The sequence below is a fragment of the Streptomyces sp. NPDC048142 genome (assembly GCF_043202835.1).
Lineage (GTDB): Bacteria > Actinomycetota > Actinomycetes > Streptomycetales > Streptomycetaceae > Streptomyces.
In genome coordinates this window covers 44,356-60,984 of the sequence record NZ_JBIDBC010000020.1, presented here as the reverse complement: position 1 = coordinate 60,984, position 16,629 = coordinate 44,356, and the positions used below count along the sequence as shown (strand labels likewise).

Here is a 16,629-nt window from a genome sequence, read left to right as displayed (position 1 = left end):
TGTCGCGGCTACCCCTGCGCCCCCACCTCTCCGACCTCTCCGACCTCCCGCGCCGCCTGCTCCAGGCGCTGCCGGTAGTCCCCCCACCAGGCGCGGTCGCCCGGCGGCATGTTGTCGGTGCCGGACCGCAGCCCGACCGTCCCGTCGATGAGCTCCCGGACGATGTCGGCGTGCCCGGCATGCCGCTGGAGGTCGGAGATCACATGGATCAGGATCTGGTGCAGCGTCACCCGCCCCCGCTCGCCGGGCCACCACCGGACCTGCCCGACCGCGTCGAGGGGCAGCTCGGCGATCGTGGCGTCCGCGTGCTCTGCGACCCGGCGGTAGAGGGCGAGGACGTCCTCCCGCGACTCGTCGGGGGTCGCCCACATGTCCTGGTTCGCCTCGGCGTCGTCCTCGTAGGCGGGCGGCGCCTCACCGAACGGCCGCCGGAACGTCTCGCCGAAATAGCCCAGCTCCACCCCGGCGGCGTGCTTGACCAACCCGAGGAGGTTCGTGCCGGTCGGTGTCAGGGGGCGGCGGATGTCGTACTCCGAGAGCCCGTCGAGCTTCCACAGCAGGGCGTCACGAGCGGACTGCAGATAGTGCTGGAGGTGAGCCTTCGGCTGCGAAGTGGTCATGCGGACAGTCTGTCACCGGGCACTGACACGCACGGGCCGCGTTCTGGGACGGGCGCCCGGGGCGAGCGACCCACGCCCGTCCCCGCACCCGTTGCGGGGTGCGGCCCGGGTGGCGGGGGCGCCCCCGGCGGCGTAGGTATGGAGGCGTGCCGCTCCACAGGACGCGTGACGCCGCGGAGCGTACCGGCCTGCGAACGGCCGGTGACCATCAGGCCCACCCGCCGGGCCGCCGTCGGCATCCGGCGGCTCACCACCGGGGACGAGGAGACGGATCCCGATGACCGCGGCAGAGCAGAGCACCCCGGTGCACGGGATTCCGTGCTGGGTCAGCCTCATGACCGGGGACCTGCGGGCCGCCCAGGACTTCTACGGAGCCGTTCTCGGGTGGACCTTCCGCTCGGGCGCCCTCGGCGAGGGCTTCTCCGTCGCGCACGTCGGCGCCCTGCCCGTCGCCGGGATCGGACAGACCGCCCCCGGTCTGCCCACGGCCGTCTCCTGGACCCCGTACTTCGCCGTCGTGGACGCCGACGCCGTCGCATCCCGGGTCCGTGAACGGGGCGGCACCATCGCCGTCGGCCCGATCCGGCTGGGCCCCGGCCGGGGAGTCGTGGCCGCCGACCGCGAAGGGGCCGGATTCGGCTTCTGGGAAGGCCGGACCCCGCCCTGGTCGTTCGGCCGTGACAATGTGCCGGCCTCCCTCGAACTGCGCACCAGCCACGCCTTCGACTCCGCGATCTTCTACGCCGAGGTGTTCGGCTGGGCCTCCGAGGAACCCGGCGGCTGCGAGGTCGGCTACGCGTACCAGCAGGACGCGGTCGTCGTACGGCAGGGCGGCCGTACCGTGGCCACCCTGCGCGGAGGCGGGGACGCGTCGGCCCTCGACCCCCGGCTGCGCCCGCGCTGGCACGTCCGCTTCCAGGTCGCGGACCTCGAAGCGGTCACCGCGGCGGCCCGTGCGGCGGGCGGAACGGCCGGCCCGCCGATGGACTCGCCCGCCGACGGAACCGAAGTGGTGATCAGCGACCCCGACGGTGGGATCTTCACGGTCTGCGCCCACCCGCCGGACACCTCCTGAGGGCTTCAGCAGGTGTCGAACACGTACCCGGGCTCTCCGGCGGGCCGGACGTCGTGGTCCCGGCGCACCACCGAGACCTTCGCCCCCACGGACGAACACGCCTTCGTGAAATCGCGGTCGGTGTACTCGACGACGAACACCCTGTCGCCGTACGCGGAGGCGTAGTCGGCGCACTCGTCGTACCGGCCGCACTCCTCGGTGACGGCGAAGTCGAACCCGATCTTCCCCCGCTGTTCCAGCAGACCGGTGGTGTTCTTCTGGCCGATCGCCAGCCCGGCGGTGTGCGCACGGTCGGCCAGGAGCTTCGCGAAGGCCGCGTTGTGCGCCGGGGTCAGCAGGCCGTCGGAACGCTCGAAGGAGTCGAGGTTGTCCGGCTCCACCGCCTGGAATCCGGACTTCGCGCAGCCGTCGACCCAGCCCCCGACGATCTTCGCCAGTCGAGTGCGCTTGCCCGCGGTCGAGGTGTCGAGGAGGGCCTCGCCCCAGGCCTCGTCGTCGACAGGGTCGCCGTCGCCGTCGCGCAGCAGCAGATCGGGGTGGTTCTTCTGCCACCAGTCCAGTGCGTCGGGCTGCGCCTGGAAGGCGTTGACGTAACAGACGTTGTACAGGCCCTCGGCCGGCTGGTCGCCACGGTCGCGGGAGACGGCCCCGACCCCGGCGGGCGGGGTGTACGCTCCGCCGATCTGGTAGTCGAAGCTCACGTTCGCCTCTGGCGGCACGACCTGGGGCGTGGCCTCGGCCGTGGATCCCGTGGCGAAGGAGTGGGACAGGAGCAGGCCCGCTCCCGTCGCGACCGCGACCCCGCCGGCCAGACCGGCGAGCGTGCTTGCGCGGCGGAGGAACGGAGGGACGGCGTGCTGGGGCATACGTGACTCCCGTGGGTGGGCTTCGGAACCTGCCCCCACATCATGGACGGCCCTGGCCATGAGCCCATCGTGAGCGTCGGTTCCTCGCCGCAGGGCGAACTCCGCGCCGCCGCCGGGGCGGGCCCGGACGGTGGGAGTTGCCGTCGTAGGCGGGGTGCCGCCGCGCCCGGTCTTCGGTACGGATCGCCGGCCAGGACAGGCAGCTTCGGGCGCTCACGAAGGACCGGGGCCGGCAGCACCTGGTGTCCACCTGGCCGAGTACGGGGTCGGGCCACCTCATCCCTCGCCTGCCAATCCACCGCCGAGGCCCGACCGTTGCCGGAGCCCGGGGCGTGACTGCCCGTCAGAGTCCGTGTCCGTCCGCCTCTCTCTGTAAAGTCCGGTGAACCCGACCTCGGTGGACGGGGTGTCAATCACCCGTTGGTGCGGCGAGCCGGGCGGAGCGGCCTTCCGTCGTCGAGCGCCTCGGAGGCCCCCGCCGCCACGGCCTCGGCCACGGTCGCCAGGGCCGGTGAGTCCAGCTTCCACTGCTGCCAGTACAGCGGAACGTCGATGGCCCGGTCCGGGGCGTCGTCCGGGGTGAGCAGCACCAGCCGGCCGTCGCTCAGCAACGGCTCCGCCTGGACGTCGGGCACCATGCCCCAGCCCATGCCCGCCGCCACGGCGCTCACGAACCCCTCCGACGTGGGCACCAGATGACGCCGGGCGCTCGCCCGGCGTCCGGGGCCGAGCCGGCGCAGGAAGGCGTCCTGAAGATCGTCGCGCCGGTCGAAGCCGATCACCGGGGCGTCGCCGATCAGCTCCCGCAACGCGGTGCCCGCCCGCCGCCCCAGCCATCGGTCGGCGAAGCCGGGACTGGCCACCGGCAGATACCGCATCCGGCCCAGCCCGCGCACCGAGCAGCCCGCCACCGCCTCCGGCGACGAGGTCACCGCCGCCATCACCAGACCCTCCCGCAGCAGGGCGGCCGTATGGTCCTGGTCCTCCCGGCGCAGCTCGTAGCAGAGGCCCAGCTCCTCCGGCACCCGCCGCAGGGCCGGCAGGAACCAGGTCGCCAGGGAGTCGGAGTTCACCGCGATCGACAGAGGCGTCGGCTCGTCCGGCCCGGACATCCCGAGCGCCGCCCGCGCATCGCGCTCCAGCCGGGCCAGCTGGCGGGCGAAGCGCACCACCACCTCACCGGACTCGGTGGGACGCACCGGCTTCGTGCGCATCAGCAACACCCGGCCCGTGCGCTGCTCCAGCGCCTTCACGCGCTGACTGACCGCCGACGGCGTCAGCCGCAGGACGCTCGCCGCCGCGTCGAACGTGCCTTCGTCGACCACGGCCAGCAGCGTCCGCACCTGGTCAAGAGGAAGCTCGGACATCATGACAGCTAATGATACGTAAGAATCCTTAGCTGGACATCGGGTTCGCCTGCTCCGTAGCGTCGGCCGCATGACGAACGCCCTGACCACCGCCGCCGCCGGATTCGGCACCGGCCTCTCCCTCATCGTCGCCATCGGCGCCCAGAACGCCCTTGTGCTGCGCCAGGGCGTCCGTCGCGACGGCGTGCTCGCGGTGGTCGGGATCTGTGCCCTGTCCGACGCGGTGCTCATCGCGCTGGGGGTCGCCGGGGTCGGCGCGATCGTCGTGGCCTGGCCGTCGGCGCTGACGGCGGTGGGGCTGCTCGGCGGCCTGTTCCTGATCGGCTACGGGCTGCTCGCCGCGCGCCGGGTCCTGCGCCCGTCGGCGCTGCTCACGGGGGACGCCCCGGCCGCGTCCCGTCGGGGTGTCGTGCTGACCTGCCTGGCGATGACCTGGCTCAACCCGCACGTGTACCTCGACACCGTGTTCCTGCTCGGGTCCGTCGCAGCCGAACGAGGACCGTTGCGCTGGACCTTCGGCTTCGGCGCGATCCTCGCCAGCGTGTGCTGGTTCGCCGCGCTCGGGTACGGCGCCCGGCTGCTGAGCGGGGTCCTCGCGCGGCCCTCCGCGTGGCGGGTGCTGGACGGTCTGGTCGCCACGATGATGCTCGGCCTCGGCACGAAACTGGCGCTGGACGCCTGAACGCCCGGCGCCAGTTCCGTACGCGGATCAACGCGCGGCGCCAGTTCCGTACGCGGGAGGGGCCGGGGGCGCCGGGCGGCCTACGGCAGCACGAGGACGAGCTTGCCGGTGGTCCGGTCCGTCTCGCCGAGCGCGTGTGCCTTCGCCGCCTCGGCCAACGGGAAGGCCGCCTCGACATGGGCGCGCAGCTGCCCGGCCCGGACCAGGTCGGCGATGGCCTTCATGCCCGCGTGATCGGCCTCGACCAGCAGGTTCTCCACCCGGATCGCCCGCTCCGCGGCCTTCGCTGCCTCCCCGGGGTCGGTGCCCGGCAGCAGCGACACGAGGGTGCCGCCCCGGCGCAGGACATCGAGCGAGCGCGCCCGCGTCGCGCCCGCGAGCGGGTCGAGCACCATGTCGACATCGCTCACCACGTCCCCGAAGTCCACCGTCCGGTAGTCGATGACCTCGTCCGCGCCGAGCCCCCGTACGAAGTCGTGCTTGGCGGCGCTCGCGGTGCCGATGACGTACGCCCCCAGCGACTTGGCGATCTGGACGGCCAGGTGGCCGACCCCGCCGGCGGCCGCGTGGATCAGGACCCGCTGCCCGGGGCGCACGTCCGCCGTGTCGACGAGGGCCTGGCGGGCGGTGAGCGCGGCCAGCGGGAGGGCGCCGGCCTGGACGTGGTCGATGCCCTCGGGCTTGTGGGCGAAGGCGCGGGCCGGACCGACCGCGAACTCGGCGTGGGCGCCCACGCCGTAGGGATAGGGCAGCATGCCGAACACCTCGTCGCCCGGCTTGAAAAGGGTCACCCCGAAGCCCACCGACTCCACCACCCCGGAGACGTCCCAGCCCAGGACGAGCGGAAGCCGGTCGAGGAACAGGCCCTGGGCCCGGTGCTTCCAGTCCGTCGGATTCATGCCGGCCGCGCGGACCGCGACCACGATCCGACTCGGTCCCGGTACGGGCCGGGGAAGCCGGACCTCCTCCAGTACATCGGGGCCTCCGTGGACGCTCTGGCTGATGGCGCGCATGCTCTCGTTCTTCGTCATGCGTCCAGCGTCGCGGGTGCTCGCCCGGCGTACCATGGCATGATTGCCATCTTTCGACAGGATCGTGCCATGGGAAACGTGCACCGGGTCGTCGTTCTCGCCCTGGACGGGGTGTATCCGTTCGAGCTCGGCATCCCGAGCCGGGTCCTCGGTGCGGCGGACGGCCGCTACTCCGTCACGACCTGCACGGTCGACGGCCGGCCGGTGCGTACCAACTCCGACTTCTCGATCACCGTCGAACACGGCCCGGAAGCGACGGCGACGGCGGACACGCTCGTCATTCCGCCCTTCGACACCTCCCTCCTCACCCGGGAGGCGCCCGCGGACGTCGTCGCGGCGCTCGCGGCCGTACGTCCCGGCACCCGCATCGTGTCCATCTGCACCGGCGCCTTCGTCCTGGCGGCCGCGGGCCTGCTGGACGACCGGCGGGCCACCACGCACTGGGCGCTCGCGGAGCTCTTCCGTTCCTGGTTCCCCCGGGTGCGGCTGGACCCGAACGTCCTCTTCGTCGACGACGGGGACGTGCTGACCTCCGCCGGCGCCGCGTCCGGCGTCGACGTCTGCCTGCACCTCGTCCGCGAGGACCACGGCAGCGAGGTCGCCAACCGCGTCGCCCGGCTCTGCGTCGTGCCGCCGTGGCGCGACGGGGGACAGGCCCAGTACATCGAGCAGCCGGTGCCCGGTCCGGCGGCGAACAGCACGGCCGCGACCCGCGACTGGGCACTGCGGAACCTCCATGAACCGCTGAGCCTGGCGAGCCTCGCCGACCACGCCCGGATGAGCCTGCGCACCTTCGCCCGCCGCTTCAACGAGGAGGTCGGCACCAGTCCCGGCCGATGGATCGTCCAGCAACGGGTCGACCGGGCCCGGCACCTCCTGGAGTCCACGGATCTGGCCGTGGACGAGATCGCCGGCCAGGTCGGCTTCGCCACCGGGGCGTCGCTGCGCCAGCACCTGCACGCCGCCATCGGGGTGACGCCGCTGGCCTACCGGCGTACGTTCCGTGGCGCCGTCCTGGCGTCCGGGCGCCCTTAGGACGAGGGCGGCGGCACCTGTGCTGCCCCCCTCGCCGGTTCAGCCGACGGGATCGAGGAGGCTGAGGCGTACGGCGCGCTCCGGCGTCAGATCGAGGGCGGTGAGTATGGAGGGCGTGGCGATGCTGGGGAGTATGTGCTGCTGCAGCGTGATGTGACGGCGCTGCAGGTCCCGGTAGTTGGTGAGAGTCTGGGAGACCGCCTGGGTGCCCGCGAAGGCGGCCACGTACAGGTCCGCCGTCTCGGTGGGGTTGACGTGGGGGAGCAGTTCGCCGTTGTGTTTGGCTTGGGCGAGGAGGTGATGGGTGGCTTCCTGCCAGCGGAGGAAGGGACCGCTGCGGTCGAGGCCCTGGGCCTGCTGGTCCATGGAGAGGCGAACGCCCGCGCGGGCGAGGAGGCTGGTCTGCAGACGGTGGCTGAACAGCATGCCCAGGTCGATGAGTTCCTGGAGTTTGAGAGCCTGGTCCGGAACGGTCTGGGGCGGCTCCTGGGCATCGAGAACACCCAGTGCGAGATCCTCCTTGGACGGGAAATGGAAGTAGAGAGCGCCTTTGGTGACGCCGGAGCTTTTGAGTATTTCGGTGATCGTGGCGGCTTGGTAGCCGTATTTCTCGAAGGCCTGCGCCGCTGCCATCAGGATTGTCCGGCGGGTGCGGATCGCCCGGTCCTGCTTGGCCATCCTGTCTCCTTTGCTGGGCGGGGCCCGGGAAACGGCTGGGACGGTGTGGGGGACGGTCCTGCCGAGGATAGAAAAAAAACCGCTTAGTCTGTATCTTATCAGCGGACGTGCATCGCAGGAACGGCTCGCCATCACATGACCCTGGGGGGAGTTATGCCCGAAGCAGCAGTCTTGATCGATCCGGCGCCGGCCATGGATGCGGAGGTCGAGGTGGTGCATCCCGTGGGGATCGACATGGTGCACCGGACCAGGCCGGAGGACGCCTTTCCGCGCAACTGGGTGCGCCTGTCGCACGATCGGTTCTCGGTGGCGGCGACTCTGCCGCACGATCATCCGTTCTTCGCCCCGGTGGGCGACGACCGGCACGACCCGCTGCTGGTCGCCGAAGCGATGCGGCAGGCGGCCATGCTCTCCTTCCACGCCGGGTTCGGCGTTCCGCTGGGTCACCACTTCCTGATGGCGGACCTGGACTACGTGTGCCACCAGGACCACCTGGGTGTCGGCGGCGCCCCCACCGAGGTCGACGTGGAGGTGTTCTGCTCCGACCTGAAGTGGCGCAGCGGACTGCCCGTGCAGGGGCGCGTGGGCTGGGCGGTGCACCGCGAAGGGGAGTTGGCGGCGACGGGGTCGGGCGCGACCCGATTCACGAACCCCAAGGTGTACCGGCGGATGCGCGGCAGCGCCCCCGCCGAGGGGATATCGATACCGGATGCGGCACCGGTCTCCGCCGTCCGGGCGGGCCGGCGCAGGGACGAGGACGTGGTCCTGTCGGAGACCGGCCGGGACGGGCTGTGGGAACTGCGCGTCGACACCCGGCATCCGACGTTGTTCCAGCGCCCCAACGACCATGTTCCGGGCATGCTGCTGCTGGAGGCGGCGCGTCAGGCGGCCTGCCTGTCGGCGGGGCCCGGCGGATTCGTTCCGGCGGAGGCGAGCACCCGGTTCCACCGGTACGCCGAGTTCGGCAGCCCGTGCTGGATCGGGGCGGCGGTCCTGCCGGGGACGGCCGAGGCCGCGGTGAAGGTCCAGGTGACCGGTCATCAGGACGATGAACTGGTGTTCTCCACGGTCCTGTCCGGCCCGCGGGCCGACAACTGAGAGGTTGGTCGAATGATTCTCGTGACGGGTGCGACCGGAGCGGTGGGGCGCGAGGTCGCCGGACAGTTGGCGGCGGCCGGCCCCGTACGCGTTCTCGCGCGTCGTCCCGAGCGGCTGACGGTACGGGGACGCGGGGTCGAGGTCGTCGAGGGGGAGTACGGGGACCGCCCCGCCCTCGACCGGGCCCTGCGGGGCGTCACCTCGGTGTTCCTGGTGACGAACAGCCCCACGGAGCCCGACGACGAGCGGGTCGCCGCGGCGGCGTCCGCCGCGGGCGTCCGCCACCTGGTCAAGCTGTCGATGATGGCGGTGGAGGAGCCGGGCGCCGACGACTTCATCACCCGGCGTCAGCGGGAGAACGAGCGGGCCGTCAGGGAATCGGGGGTTCCGTGGACCTTCGTCCGCCCCCGGACGTTCATGTCCAACACGCTGTCCTGGGCGCCCGGCATCCGGTCGGCGGGAGTGGTGCGCGCCCTGTACGGCGACGCCCCGGTCGCGTGCGTCGACCCGCGCGACGTCGCGGCGGTGGCCGTCGCGGTTCTCACCGGTACGGGGCACGAGGGCAGGGCATACGCCGTGTCGGGCCCGGAGGCGATCACCGCGCGGGAGCAGACGGCCGAGCTGTCCCGGGTGCTGGGGCAGCCGTTGCGCTTCGAGGAACTGGGTGTGGACGCGGCGCGCACGGCCCTGCTGGCGAAGTATCCGCAGCCCGTCGCGGAGGCCTTCGTGGAGAGCGCGGAGCGGCAGCGGGCCGGTGCCAAGGCGGCCGTGGTGCCCACGGTCCAGGAACTGACAGGCCGTACGGCCCGTCCGTTCCGCATCTGGGCAGCCGACCACGCGGACGCGTTCTCGGCGGAATACCGTCGCTCCGCAGCCGGGACAAGGCACGCTCGCGGGTGAGCGAGGCACATCAGTTCCCTTATGGACCTCGGATAAGTGCGACGATGCGCCTTTTCCCTTTTCCGGTCCGGCTCCGTGGGCTCGTAGGGAAGGCATGGCCGGAAACGGCCCCGGGAGCCTCCGTCGTATTCTTCCGTTCCCTGGAAATGAAACCGGTAAGTTGGTTTGATAACTCCATGACGCCGTCCCACTGCCCCGGCGGGGAGCCCCCGACCGGTACCGGCCCCATTTCCGCTCCCGTATCCGGCCGCATCTCCCCCGTGCGGAGGCCCCGGTGACCAAACAGGAGCGGGCCACCCGGACCCGCCAGGCGCTGATCCGCTCCGCCGCCACCGTCTTCGAGCAGCACGGCTACGCGCAGGCGCGGCTGACGCTGATCAGCTCCGGCGCGGGCGTCAGCACGGGCGCGCTGCACTTCCACTTCGAGAACAAGGCCGCCGTCGCGGAAGCGGTGGTGGCGGAGGCGTCCCGAGGACTGCGCGACATGGGCGGCGCGATCCGGCGCAGCACGGACACCGCCCTCCAGGCGCTCGTCGACAGCTCGCACGCTCTCGCGGAACAGCTGCGCGAGGACCCGGTGAGCCGGGCCGGATTCCGGCTGAGCAGCGACGGCGAGAGAGCAACCGCCCCGGACCTGAGAGTGCAGTGGCATCACCGCGTGCGGGAGCTGCTGGACGAGGCGGCCGCCGCCGGGACACTCGCCGAGGATGTCTCCCGCGAGGACGCGGCGGCCGCCACGGTCGCCGCGACGGCCGGGTTCGAAGTGCTCGGCCGGCACGATGCCGCGTGGCTGGCCCCGTACATGCTCACCGGCTTCTGGAAGTTGCTGCTTCCCCGGCTCGCTGCCACCGAGACCCTGCCGCTCATGGACCCGGCCGGTACGGGTGCGGCGGCGGCGACCCGAACCCTCGCGCTCGCGGCCTTCGCCGACGGAGAGGCGGTGGCGGAGCGAAGGTGACGGCGGAGGTGGAGGCGGCAGGGGTCAACTGACCGGTCCAGCTCCGCGCGCTGCTCCCACGACAGCCTCCGCCGTTCCGCGGAGTCCGCCGCGGCCAGCACGCTCCGCAGCTGGTCGCGGCCGAAGCCGGCGGCCTGGTCGTACACGAGGTGCGCGACGCACCCGACCGGCCGGGCCGGGAGTCCGCCTTCATCGCTCGTCGGCCGGACCCCGCACCGCGCCGCTGATCACGTCCGCCCGGCCCGCGTCGGCTCCCCAGCTCGCCAGCAGGCGCAGGGCCTGGGCCGACTCCGATCCTGGCTCCGCGTGGTAGGTCACCAGATGCTGTTCCTCGTCGTCCGGGAGGTTCAGCGTCTCGTACGACAGCGTCAGATCGCCGGCGAGCGGATGCCGTAGCAGCTTGACGCCGTGGCCCTTCTCCTTGACGTTGTGCGTGGCCCACAGCCGGCGGAACTCATCGCTCTTGACCGAGAGTTCGCCCACCAGCGCCGACAGCTCCGGATCGTCGGGGTGGCAGCCCGCGTACAGCCGCAGATAGCTGACCATGTCCGAGGCCTTGGAGTCCCAGTTCACGAACAGGTCCCGGTAGCCGGGGGAGAGGAACACGAGTCGCGCCCAGTTGCGCTCGCCCGGCGACAGCGCGCCCCAGTCGCCGAACACCGCGGCCGCCATCGGGTTCCAGGCGAGGATGTCGGAGCGTGCCCCGGTCACGTACGCGGGGATGCCGTCCATGCTGTCGAGGAGATACAGCAGCCCGGTCCGGACCCGCTGCACCCTGGCGGGGCGGCGCTTCTTCTTGTGCCGCGCCGGCCTGGCCAGGTGGGTCAGATGTGCGTGCTCGGCGTCGGTGAGCCGGAGCGCACGCGCGATGGCGTCGAGCACCTCGGCCGACACATTGCGCCCGTTGCCCTGCTCCAGGCGCGTGTAGTACGCCACGGACACCCCGGCCAGCTGCGCCAGCTCCTCCCGGCGCAGACCGGGCACCCGGCGGTGCCGGCCGAAGTCCGGCAGCCCCACGTCCTGCGGCTGGAGCTTGGCCCTCCGGGTGCGCAGGAACTCGCTGAGTTCGGCGCGCCGGTCCAGCGGCTCGGGGGCGGCGGCCTCTGGCTGATCGTCCATGGCTTCCATTATTCCTGTGATTCCCGGTCGTAGCTGCCGGAGCCTGTCCCCGTCAGTGGTAGGACCGCTGGACGTAGGCAAAGCGGTGACCTGGGTAGACATCCGTCGCGGCCTGATGCTGGGAGACGTTCCTACCGCACCACCAGAGGAGAACCTCCGGCATGACCACCGTTGCCGCCTACGCCGTTCCCCGTGCCAAGGCCCCGCTGGAGCGCACCACGATCGAGCGTCGCCCGGTGGGCGAGTTCGACGTTCTGATCGAGATCAAGTTCGCCGGAATCTGCCACTCCGACATCCACCAGGCCCGCGACGGCTGGGGCGAGGGCATCTTCCCGATGGTGCCCGGTCACGAGATCGCCGGGATCGTCGCCGAGACCGGCTCCGGAGTCACCCGGTTCAAGGCCGGCGACCGCGTCGGGGTCGGCTGCATGGTCGACTCCTGCGGACAGTGCGACGCCTGCCGGACGGGCCGCGAGCAGCACTGCGCCGAGGGGAACACCCAGACGTACAACGCTCTCGACCGCAGTGGCGAGCCCACCCACGGCGGCTATTCGACGCACATCGTCGTGACCGAGGCGTTCGCCGTCTCCATCCCCGAGGGCATCGCCCTCGACGAGGCCGCGCCACTCCTGTGCGCGGGCATCACCACGTACTCCCCGCTCAAGCGCTGGGGTGCGGGCCCCGGCAAGAAGGTCGCCGTCGTCGGCCTCGGCGGACTCGGCCACATGGCCGTCAAGATCGCGCACGCGCTCGGCGCGGAGGTCACGGTCCTCTCCCAGTCCCTGCGCAAGAAGGACGACGGGCTCAAGCTGGGCGCCGAGCACTACTACGCGACCAGCGACCCCAGGACCTTCGAGGAGCTGGCCGGCACCTTCGACGTCATCCTCTCCACGGTCTCGGCCCCGCTGGACTTCGGCGCCTACCTCGGACTGCTGCGCACGGACGGCACGCTGGTCAACGTGGGCGCCCCCGAGGAGCCTGTATCGCTGAACCTCTTCTCCCTGATCGTGGGCGACAAGTCGATCGCGGGTTCGATGATCGGCGGGATCGCGGAGACCCAGGAGATGCTGGACTTCTGTGCCGAACACGGGCTCGGCGCAGAGATCGAGGTGATCGGCGCGAGCCGGATCAACGAGGCGTACGAGCGGGTTCTCGCGAGCGATGTCCGCTACCGCTTCGTGATCGACACGGCGACCATCTGAGCCACCGCCCGCCCGGCGATCCCTTTCTCCTCGCAAGCGTCCGCCCCGAGCACCGTGAGGTGTTCGGGGCGGACGCTTTCTCATGCCGCACCGTCAAGGCCTGACCGCCCACCGGGCCGCGCGGCACCGAGGGCGCGGGGCCGCTTTCGGCGGCGGGCCCCGACGGACCCTTCCCGAAGGAGGTCCCCCGACGAGGCGGGGCGGGAGGCTACGACGACGGGACGGGCGGACTTCCGGGCAGATCCTTGCGCGCGGGCGCGGGCGCGGGCGCGGGCTTGGGCTCGGACTTGGACTCGGGCCCTGCATCCCGCGGCTCCTCCACGAGCTGCTCGCGAAGGTAGTTCCAGGCCACCGCGAGCAGCGCGGCCACCGGAACGGCGAGCAGGCTGCCCACCACACCGGCCAGGCTGCCGCCCAGCGTCACCGCGAGCAGGATCACCGCCGCGTGCAGGCCAAGCCCCCGGCTCTGGATCATGGGCTGGAACACATTGCCCTCCAACTGCTGCACCACGATGATGATCGCCAGCACGATCAGGGCGTCCAGCGGCCCGTTCGAGACCAACGCGATGACCACCGCCACGAATCCGGCGAACAGCGCCCCCACGATCGGCACGAACGCGCAGACGAAGGTCAGCACCGCCAGCGGCAGAACCAACGGCACCCCCAGGATCCACAGGCCGAGCCCGATGAAGACCGCGTCCAGCAGCCCGACGAACGCCTGGGACCGTACGAACGCGCCCAGGGTTTCCCAACTGCGGGAGGCCACCTCGGGGATGTCGGTGGCGAGCCTGCCGGGAAGCTGACGGGTGAGCCACGGCAGGAACCGCGGGCCGTCCTTGAGGAAGAAGAACATCAGGAAGACCGCCAGAACGGCTGTGACCAGCCCGTTGACCACGGTGCTCACCCCGGTGACGGCGGTGGTGACCACACTGCCGATACTGTCCTGGAGCCGGGCGGTCGCGGTGTCGAGAGCACCGGTGATCTGGTCGTCGCCGATGTTCAGCGGCGGACCGGCCGCCCACGCGCGGAGCCTGTCGATGCCTTTGATCACCTGGTCGGCCAGTTCCCCGGACTGGTTCGCCACCGGCACCGCGATGAGGGCCACGATGCCCGCCCCCACGAGCAGGGCGAACACCGTCACCACCGACGCGGCGAGCGCGGGCCGCCATCCGCGCCGGCGCAGGAAGCGGGCGAGCGGCCACGTCAGGGTGGTGAGGAACAGGCCGACCATCAGCGGCCATACGACCGACCACATCCGGCCCAGCACCCACAGCGCGACCGCTGCCGCGACGAGGACCAGCAGTACCTCGGCGGAGATCCGTGCCGACGTGCGGAGAGCGGCCGCGGTCTTTGTCGAACTCAATGGCGAAGACATGGCGTCACCCTATGGGTTCGACAACCGTGTTCAGGGCCCGCGGCCCGCGGCCCCGCCGACGCCGACCGGGAGGAGGGGCAGGCCACCGGTCCTGTCAGCGCAGCGCCGGGGGCAGTTCCTCCCGGTGGACGATGCCCAGCCGCTGGGTGGCCCGGGTGAGCGCCACATACAGATCGCTCCTGCCGAACCGGGCGGGCTCCACGACCAGCACATGGTCGAACTCGAGCCCCTTGGCCTGGCGCGGATCCAGCAGCACCACCGGGTGCGTGAGATCGGGAGCCTCACCTGCCGTGACCCCGTCCAGCGGCGCGGCGATCTCCTCGTGCAGCGCACGCGGCGCGATCACCGCGAGGCGCCCTTCCCGGGGCGTCAGCTCCACGACCGCCTCGGCCACCGTGCCCGCCAGATCCTCCCCGGCGTCCCGCCTCCACGGCTTCTCGCCGGCCGACCGCACCGAGACGGGTGCGGTGAACGAAGGGTCCTGTTCCCGCAGGACCCCGGCGGCCAGCTCCATGATCTCGGCGGGCGTACGGTAGTTGACCTTCAGCGTGACGTGCTCGAAGCGGTCGCCGACGTACGGCTGGAGAATCTTCCCCCAGGACCCGACGCCCGCCTCCTCGGAGGTCTGGGCCGGGTCGCCGACCAGGGTCAGCGAGCGGGTCGGCGCCCGCCGCATCAGCAGCCGCCACGCCATCGGCGAGAGCTCCTGCGCCTCGTCGACGATGATGTGCCCGAACGCCCAGGTGCGGTCGGCGGCGGCCCGCTCGGCGGCGGTGCGGTGGTCGGCCTCCTCGTGCCGCTCGGCCATCCGCTCGGCGTCGATGATGTCGTGCGCGGCGAGCACCTCGGACTCCTCGTCCTCGAACTCGTAGCTCTCCGAACCCCGCGACAGCTCCAGCACGCCCTGCGCATAGCCGACCCGGTCCTGACGGGCGGCCTCGGCAGCCGCCCGCTGCGCACTGTCGTCCGCGCCGAGCAGCTCGGCCGCCTCGTCGAGCAGCGGTACGTCGGCGGGGGTCCACGCCCCGGCGGCGGCCGGGCGGCGGATCGCGTCGGCGTCCTCCTCCGGTACGTACACCGGGTCGGCCAGATAGTCGGCGAGGAAGTCCTCGGGGGTCAGCGGCGGCCACAGCTCGTCCACCGCCGCGTGCACCTCCTTGCTCAGCGCCACGTTCCGGCCGAGCTGGGCCACGTCGTCGGGACCAAGGAAGTTGGGCCCGCCGTAGGGGTCAGCACCGATGCGCTCGACGAGCTGCGCGGTGAGCGCGTCGATGACCCGGAAGACGAAGTGGGGGCGGGCGAGATTGTGCGGCAGGCGGGTGTCCCTGGCCGCCTGCCGGGCCTCGTAGGCGATTTCCCAGTCCAGGATCAGATCCCCGCCGTCCTCGTGCGGGATCACCATCGCCGCCCCGGGCTCCGGCAGCCGCTGCCGGTCGCGTACGGCCAGGGCGAGGGCCTCGGCCATCGGCTCGCCGCCCTTGACGGTGGCGGCGCGCGGGGAGTCCGTCCCGGTGGCGTGCACACCGGGGAACAGCTCGGCCTGCGTCGCGAGCAGCACCCCGGTCTCGCCGAGTGCGGGCAGCACCTCCGCGATGTAGCACAGGAACGCCGGGTTGGGGCCCACGATGAGCACGGCGCGCTTGGCGAGCAGCTCGCGGTGCTCGTACAGCAGGAAGGCGGCCCGGTGCAGCGCGACGGCCGTCTTGCCGGTGCCGGGGCCGCCCTCGACGACGAGGACGCCGCGGTGCGGGGCCCGGATGATGCCGTCCTGCTCGGCCTGGATGGTCCGCACGATGTCGCCCATGCGTCCGGTGCGCGCGGAGTTCAGCGCCGCGAGCAGCACAGCGTCGCCGTTCGGATCCTCGAAACCGGTGCGGTCGTCGTCCCCGAGATCGAGGATCTCGTCATGGAGTTCCGTGACCGTGCGGCCTTCGGTGGTGATGTGCCGGCGCCGGCGCAGGCCCATCGGGGTGTGCCCCGTGGCGAGATAGAAAGGACGCGCCACCGGTGCACGCCAGTCGATCAGAACAGGAGTGTGCTCGGCGTCGTCCGCACGGATCCCGATACGGCCGATATGGTGCGTGAGCCCGCCCGAGCGGTCGATACGGCCGAAACACAGGGACCCGTCCACCGCGTCGAGCGCCGCCAGGAGACCCGAGCGCTCCGCGACCAGGATGTCGCGCTCCAGCCGCGCCTGCTGGCCCGTCCCGACCGGCGTCAGCGCCCGCTCGACGCCGTCGGCCGCCACATGGCGCAGGGCGTCGACCCGGGCATGGAGCCGGTCGATGAATTCCTGCTCTTCCCGCAATTCGTCGCTTTCCCGGTTTGACAAAACGGCTCCCCGCCAGATATATTCGTCCTCATAAGGCCTCCGAGTGAGGCCTTTCTGCATGAGCGCAGAAGAATCCAATATACGCGGGACAATCCCTGGACCGCAATTACGGTCCAGGGGCCCTCCGGGGAATGTGCCGTTTTCTCGTGCCCTGTGTTCGGCCCTCCTCCGCCCCCGGCCCCCGACGCGGCGACGGCCGACAGGCTGACCTGCCCGTCTCCGGCAGCGTGGCCGTCCCTCCGCCGGTGGGCGACCACCACCAGGGCGATGGCCCGCCGCGAATCGGGCCGG

General features: G+C 71.8%; 15 protein-coding genes. 7 read left to right on the top strand and 8 right to left on the bottom strand.

Going from position 1 to position 16,629, the window contains the following annotated elements; genetic code table 11:
* Positions 1-8: 8 nt before the first annotated feature.
* Positions 9-620 carry a DinB family protein gene (locus tag ACGF2Y_RS23680; RefSeq protein ID WP_392950813.1) on the bottom strand — a complete coding sequence of 204 codons (612 nt, stop codon included), beginning with the start codon at positions 618-620 and terminating at the stop codon, positions 9-11.
* Between the two features lie 277 nt (positions 621-897).
* Here ACGF2Y_RS23680 and ACGF2Y_RS23675 point away from each other — a divergent pair, with 277 nt between their 5' ends.
* Complete coding sequence (locus ACGF2Y_RS23675; RefSeq protein WP_392950810.1) at positions 898-1,695, top strand: VOC family protein; 798 nt, start codon at positions 898-900, stop codon at positions 1,693-1,695.
* Positions 1,696-1,700: 5 nt separating this feature from the next.
* Here the strand turns inward: ACGF2Y_RS23675 and ACGF2Y_RS23670 are convergent, their stop codons facing one another.
* Both ACGF2Y_RS23670 and ACGF2Y_RS23665 read right to left on the bottom strand, forming a co-directional pair.
* Positions 1,701-2,561, bottom strand: coding sequence for an endo alpha-1,4 polygalactosaminidase (locus ACGF2Y_RS23670; RefSeq protein ID WP_392950808.1), 861 nt, complete (start codon positions 2,559-2,561; stop codon positions 1,701-1,703).
* 413 nt (positions 2,562-2,974) lie between these two features.
* Positions 2,975-3,931 (bottom strand): LysR family transcriptional regulator ArgP, encoded by a 957-nt coding sequence (locus tag ACGF2Y_RS23665; protein ID WP_392950805.1) that lies wholly within the window; start codon positions 3,929-3,931, stop codon positions 2,975-2,977.
* A gap of 67 nt (positions 3,932-3,998) precedes the next feature.
* Between ACGF2Y_RS23665 and ACGF2Y_RS23660 the strand changes: the two genes are divergently transcribed.
* On the top strand, positions 3,999-4,610 hold the full coding sequence (locus tag ACGF2Y_RS23660) for a LysE/ArgO family amino acid transporter (RefSeq protein WP_392950803.1): 612 nt from the start codon (positions 3,999-4,001) through the stop codon (positions 4,608-4,610).
* A gap of 80 nt (positions 4,611-4,690) precedes the next feature.
* Here the strand turns inward: ACGF2Y_RS23660 and ACGF2Y_RS23655 are convergent, their stop codons facing one another.
* Positions 4,691-5,623: an NADP-dependent oxidoreductase gene (locus ACGF2Y_RS23655; protein ID WP_392951015.1), complete on the bottom strand. Its 933-nt coding sequence runs from the start codon at positions 5,621-5,623 to the stop codon at positions 4,691-4,693.
* 87 nt (positions 5,624-5,710) lie between these two features.
* Here ACGF2Y_RS23655 and ACGF2Y_RS23650 point away from each other — a divergent pair, with 87 nt between their 5' ends.
* Positions 5,711-6,676: a GlxA family transcriptional regulator gene (locus ACGF2Y_RS23650; RefSeq protein ID WP_392950800.1), complete on the top strand. Its 966-nt coding sequence runs from the start codon at positions 5,711-5,713 to the stop codon at positions 6,674-6,676.
* A gap of 39 nt (positions 6,677-6,715) precedes the next feature.
* Here the strand turns inward: ACGF2Y_RS23650 and ACGF2Y_RS23645 are convergent, their stop codons facing one another.
* Positions 6,716-7,354, bottom strand: coding sequence for a ScbR family autoregulator-binding transcription factor (locus tag ACGF2Y_RS23645; RefSeq protein ID WP_392950797.1), 639 nt, complete (start codon positions 7,352-7,354; stop codon positions 6,716-6,718).
* A 153-nt stretch (positions 7,355-7,507) separates the two neighbouring features.
* Between ACGF2Y_RS23645 and ACGF2Y_RS23640 the strand changes: the two genes are divergently transcribed.
* From ACGF2Y_RS23640 to ACGF2Y_RS23630, 3 genes are all read left to right on the top strand, one after another.
* Positions 7,508-8,452 (top strand): ScbA/BarX family gamma-butyrolactone biosynthesis protein, encoded by a 945-nt coding sequence (locus ACGF2Y_RS23640; RefSeq protein ID WP_392950794.1) that lies wholly within the window; start codon positions 7,508-7,510, stop codon positions 8,450-8,452.
* A 12-nt stretch (positions 8,453-8,464) separates the two neighbouring features.
* The gene (locus tag ACGF2Y_RS23635; RefSeq protein WP_392950791.1) at positions 8,465-9,352 is read left to right on the top strand and encodes an NAD(P)H-binding protein; all 888 of its coding nucleotides are present in this window, start codon (positions 8,465-8,467) and stop codon (positions 9,350-9,352) included.
* Positions 9,353-9,626: 274 nt separating this feature from the next.
* Positions 9,627-10,310, top strand: a complete 684-nt coding sequence (locus ACGF2Y_RS23630; RefSeq protein ID WP_392950788.1) for a ScbR family autoregulator-binding transcription factor — start codon at positions 9,627-9,629, stop codon at positions 10,308-10,310.
* 189 nt (positions 10,311-10,499) lie between these two features.
* Here the strand turns inward: ACGF2Y_RS23630 and ACGF2Y_RS23625 are convergent, their stop codons facing one another.
* Positions 10,500-11,429 (bottom strand): helix-turn-helix domain-containing protein, encoded by a 930-nt coding sequence (locus tag ACGF2Y_RS23625; RefSeq protein WP_392950785.1) that lies wholly within the window; start codon positions 11,427-11,429, stop codon positions 10,500-10,502.
* A gap of 161 nt (positions 11,430-11,590) precedes the next feature.
* Here ACGF2Y_RS23625 and ACGF2Y_RS23620 point away from each other — a divergent pair, with 161 nt between their 5' ends.
* A complete protein-coding gene (locus tag ACGF2Y_RS23620) occupies positions 11,591-12,631 on the top strand; it encodes an NAD(P)-dependent alcohol dehydrogenase (RefSeq protein WP_392950782.1) in 1,041 nt (346 codons plus the stop codon).
* A gap of 208 nt (positions 12,632-12,839) precedes the next feature.
* Here ACGF2Y_RS23620 and ACGF2Y_RS23615 read toward each other — a convergent pair whose 3' ends face one another.
* Together ACGF2Y_RS23615 and ACGF2Y_RS23610 are read right to left on the bottom strand one after the other, a co-directional pair.
* Positions 12,840-14,006, bottom strand: coding sequence for an AI-2E family transporter (locus ACGF2Y_RS23615; RefSeq protein WP_392950780.1), 1,167 nt, complete (start codon positions 14,004-14,006; stop codon positions 12,840-12,842).
* Between the two features lie 94 nt (positions 14,007-14,100).
* Positions 14,101-16,314, bottom strand: coding sequence for a HelD family protein (locus tag ACGF2Y_RS23610; RefSeq protein WP_392951013.1), 2,214 nt, complete (start codon positions 16,312-16,314; stop codon positions 14,101-14,103).
* Positions 16,315-16,629 lie beyond the last annotated feature (315 nt).